We start from the raw sequence: 4,092 nt of genomic DNA, 5'->3' as shown, positions 1-4,092 counted from the left end.
CCACTCCATGAAATGCCCCCGCCCCAGGAAAAGTTGGCCGGCCGATGGTCAAGCTTGGCGTGCCGGATCGCACCGCGCCACCTTCCGATCAGTCGGCTTGTCGCCGATATGACGCCGGGAGGCACAAACGACAAGGATAGGCGCAATAGGTCAATGAAACAAGCCTTGTAAGCCGCTGCCGATCCATTTTTCGCTAGGCATGCGCATCGCGGACCAGAAATACGCACGAAAAACACGGGATGCGACAACAAATTATTGTATTCTTGCGCTGGCTTGCTTGCTGGGTGCCAACAACGAACATCCGAAGTCGGCTGCCCGCTGATCTGTGTTGCCGGGCTCCGGGCACGGGTTTGCTGAATGGCCAGGCGTCGTAGCTGCCGGGCGATCCGTCGTGGCGTTACCCGATGTTGGTCTGAGTTCCACTCCGGAAACTGCATAAGCTCGTTTCCACCAAAGAGGAGATTCTGCGCATGGTTGACAAGAAACAAGATGCTTCACGGGCGCCCGGTCCGAGTCGGGGACCGATTCTCGTGCCGATCGATTTCTCGTCGTATTCCGAGGCCGCATTGCTGTTGGCCAGCGATCTTGCCGATGGCCTGGGGGCCAAGCTCGTCGTCCTGCACGTGGTGCACGATCCGCAGAACATGCCCGGCTACTACGCCAAGATGGCGAGCAAGAAGACACTTACGCGAATGGCAGACATCGCCGGCGAAATGCTCGACGAATTCATGGCGGCGGTGCACAAGCGGTATCCCGAGCGGCACGCCCTGCACCATGCCGAGATGCTGCTGGTCAAGGGAATACCGGTGACGCGGATTCTGCAGGTGGTCGAGAAAGAGAAGGCCAGCATGGTCGTCATGGGCAGCAAGGGTGCAACGGGACTACGGCACCTGCTGCTGGGTTCCGTAGCCGAGCAGGTGCTTGGCTTGGCCAAGCTGCCGGTGACCATCGTCAAAGAACAAGCAAAACATTGAGTCGAAACGACCGGAGGAGGCTTCACCTATGCTCAACACCTATCTGAAAGAACTTCCCGCCAATACCGGCGCGCTGGTCGCGCTGGCCATCATGGGTTCTGTCCTGGGCGTCATCGCCTGGCCGGTGCTGGCGGCGACCGGGGGCGATGCCGAGATGAACTGGGGCGGCATGACGATGGAGTTGCTTGGCGGCCTGGCGCTATTCCTCTACGGCATGGTGCAGATGGAAGTGGCGCTGAAGGCCGTGGCCGGCGAGCGAATGAAGAGCATCCTCGCCAAGCTGACCGTCAACCGCTTCATGGGCCTGGGAACCGGCGCTTTGGTCACTGCGGTGATCCAGTCGTCGTCGGTGACCACCGTTCTACTGGTTGGCTTCATCTCGGCCGGGCTGATGTCCTTGCCGCAGTCTGTCGGCGTCATCATCGGGGCCAAGATCGGCACCACGATCACCGGTCAGATCGTCGCCTTCAAGATTACCAAGGCGGCACTGGCGATGGTCGCCGGTGGTTTCGGGATGCTCTTCCTCTCCAAGAACGAGAAGATCAAGAGTTACGGTGGCATGCTGATGGGTCTCGGTCTGGTGTTCTTCGGCATGCACGTGATGGGCGAGGCAATGCATCCGCTGCGTAGCTACCAGCCCTTCCTGGACATGATGCAGACGATGACCAACCCGGTAGTAGCGGTGATCGTTTCCGCGCTTTTTACGGCGCTGATCCAGTCATCGTCGGCCACCACCGCGATCGTCATCGTCATGGCCTCGCAAGGTTTCATCAGCCTGGATGCGGGTATCCCGCTGGTCATGGGCGCCAACATTGGTACCTGCGTGACCGCGCTGCTGGCGGCGATCGGCAAACCACGCGAGGCGATTCGCTGTGCCGTGGTGCATACCGGGCTGGCGACTACCGGTGTTTTGATGTGGCTGCCGTTTATCTACATCATCAAGAGTGCGGTTCTCTGGATGTCGCCAGCCTACCCCGAGCTCAGTGGTATCGAGCTTCTCTCTGCCGAGACACCGCGTCAGATCGCCAACGCGCACACTTTCTTCAACGTCGCCAACGGCTGCATCTTCATCTGGTTCACCACTTTCATCGCACGGGCTGCGGAATGGCTGGTGCCTGACAAGCCGCTCGAAGAGGAAGCAATGATCGTTCGCACCAAGTTCCTGCAGGAGGAGCTGTTGACCACGCCGTCGCTGGCGCTGGACAGTGTGCGCATGGAAGTGATGCACATGGGCGAGACGGTCAACGCGATGCTCAAGGGGATCATGCCGGCAATCATCAAGGGCGACGCCAAGGCTCTGGAAGAGATTCGCCAGATGGACGACGCGGTCGATATCCTGCACGCCGGAATCCTCGACTACCTCGCCAAGATCAGCAAACAGCCACTGCTTGAAGAGCAGACCAAGGAGCTGATGCAGTTGATGGAGGCGGTCAGTAACCTGGAGAACATCGGTGACATCGTCGAGACCAATCTGGTGGTGCTCGGGCACGATCGCATCCGCGACAAGATCCAGGTTAGCGAGGCGACGCAGCAGGTGCTCAATGGCTTCCAGGCCGCGATCAGCAAAGCCGTTGCGGCAGCGGTGATGGCGGTTGCGCAGCGCAACGAGCGTTCGGCGCAGGTGGTCACTGGCATGAAGGACGAGATCAACCGGATTGCCGATTCTGCAGCGACGCACGAGGCGCGCCGGCTGGTGGCCGAGGAACCCAATCGCATCGCGGCCTACACCCTGGAAGTCGAGATCATCGAGAAGCAGAAGCGTATCTACTACTTCGCCAAACGTATGGCCAAGACTGTCCTGCCGGCGGTTCTGCAGCAGCGCTAGCAGCCAGGGTTTGCACTGTTCATACCGGCCCCTGCCCGCTTGGCGGCGGCGGGGGCCGGTTTTTGTTGCGCAACCGCGCCGCTTGCTTGACGATGCCAATGCCCGCGATGGTCCATGACACTGCGTCGCCGGTGTCGGCCGGGGTAAAATGGCGCGATGCTGGTTCTCGGAATCGAATCCTCATGTGACGAAACAGGGTTGGCGCTGTACAGCACTTTGGCTGGCGGCGTCCTGCTCGCGCACGCCCTGCACTCGCAGGTGCGCATGCACCAGGACTATGGCGGCGTGGTGCCCGAACTTGCCTCGCGCGATCATATCCGGCGCGTCGTACCGCTGCTGCGCAAGGTGCTCGCCGACAGTGGCCGCTCGCTGGCCGAGATCGATGCCGTTGCCTACACGCAGGGGCCGGGTCTGGCGGGTGCCTTGCTGGTCGGCGCCGCGTTCGCCGAAGCACTGGCCACTGCCCTCGATGTGCCCAGTGTGCCGGTCCACCACCTTGAAGGCCACCTGCTGTCGCCGCTGCTGTCGCCGACGCCGCCGCGCTTTCCCTTCGTCGCCTTGCTCGTTTCGGGTGGGCATAGTCAGCTGATGCGCGTGACGGGCGTCGGTGAGTACGGGTTGATGGGTGAAACGCTGGATGATGCCGCTGGTGAAGCTTTCGACAAGACCGCCAAGCTGCTCGGTCTGGGCTACCCTGGCGGTGCGGCGCTGGCCGAGCTGGCCGAACGCGGTCGTCCAGATCTGGTGAAGCTGCCACGGCCAATGCTTAAATCGGGCGATCTGAATTTCAGTTTCAGTGGTCTGAAAACGGCCGTGCTGACCAAGGTGCGCGAACTGGCGACGATCAGCGAGCAGCAGCGGGCGGACATCGCGCGGGGATTCCAGGACGCGATCGTCGAAGTCCTGGTCAGCAAGGCGCTGCGCGCGGTGGCGACCAGCGGCCTCGAGCAGCTGGTGGTTGCTGGTGGCGTCGGCGCCAACCGGGAACTTCGGCGACAGCTTGACAAGCGAGCCGATGAGGCGGGAATTGCTGTTTTCTATCCCGAGTTTGAATTTTGTACCGACAACGGCGCGATGATCGCCCTGACCGGTGCCTTGCGTCTGCAGGCGGGCAATGCGGGCAAGCCGGCGGGTGGTGCTTTCGCCGTGCGGCCGCGCTGGCCCCTCAGCTGCGCCTAGCGGGCCTTTGCCGGCCTCGGGCTGTTCGCCTGCGCCTTGTTTTTCGATCCGATCTTGGGCTCGGTGCCGGCCATCAGGCGTTGCAGGTTCTGCCAGTGCTTGCCGACCAGAGCC

3 protein-coding genes are annotated in these 4,092 nt (G+C 61.8%); all 3 read left to right on the top strand.

Features of this window, described 5'->3' with window-relative positions:
* Positions 1-470: 470 nt before the first annotated feature.
* The 3 genes from RUW20_RS20660 (at position 471) to tsaD (ending at position 3,978) form a co-directional block, all read left to right on the top strand.
* The gene (locus tag RUW20_RS20660) at positions 471-974 is read left to right on the top strand and encodes a universal stress protein (RefSeq protein ID WP_313954101.1); all 504 of its coding nucleotides are present in this window, start codon (positions 471-473) and stop codon (positions 972-974) included.
* A gap of 28 nt (positions 975-1,002) precedes the next feature.
* Positions 1,003-2,799, top strand: a complete 1,797-nt coding sequence (locus RUW20_RS20655) for a Na/Pi cotransporter family protein (protein ID WP_313954100.1) — start codon at positions 1,003-1,005, stop codon at positions 2,797-2,799.
* 156 nt (positions 2,800-2,955) lie between these two features.
* Positions 2,956-3,978, top strand: coding sequence for a tRNA (adenosine(37)-N6)-threonylcarbamoyltransferase complex transferase subunit TsaD (tsaD, locus tag RUW20_RS20650; protein WP_313954099.1), 1,023 nt, complete (start codon positions 2,956-2,958; stop codon positions 3,976-3,978).
* Positions 3,979-4,092 lie beyond the last annotated feature (114 nt).

Origin of the sequence: Accumulibacter sp. (assembly GCF_032229525.1) — a bacterium.
Lineage (GTDB): Bacteria > Pseudomonadota > Gammaproteobacteria > Burkholderiales > Rhodocyclaceae > Accumulibacter.
This window is presented reverse-complemented; position numbering and strand designations above follow the sequence as displayed.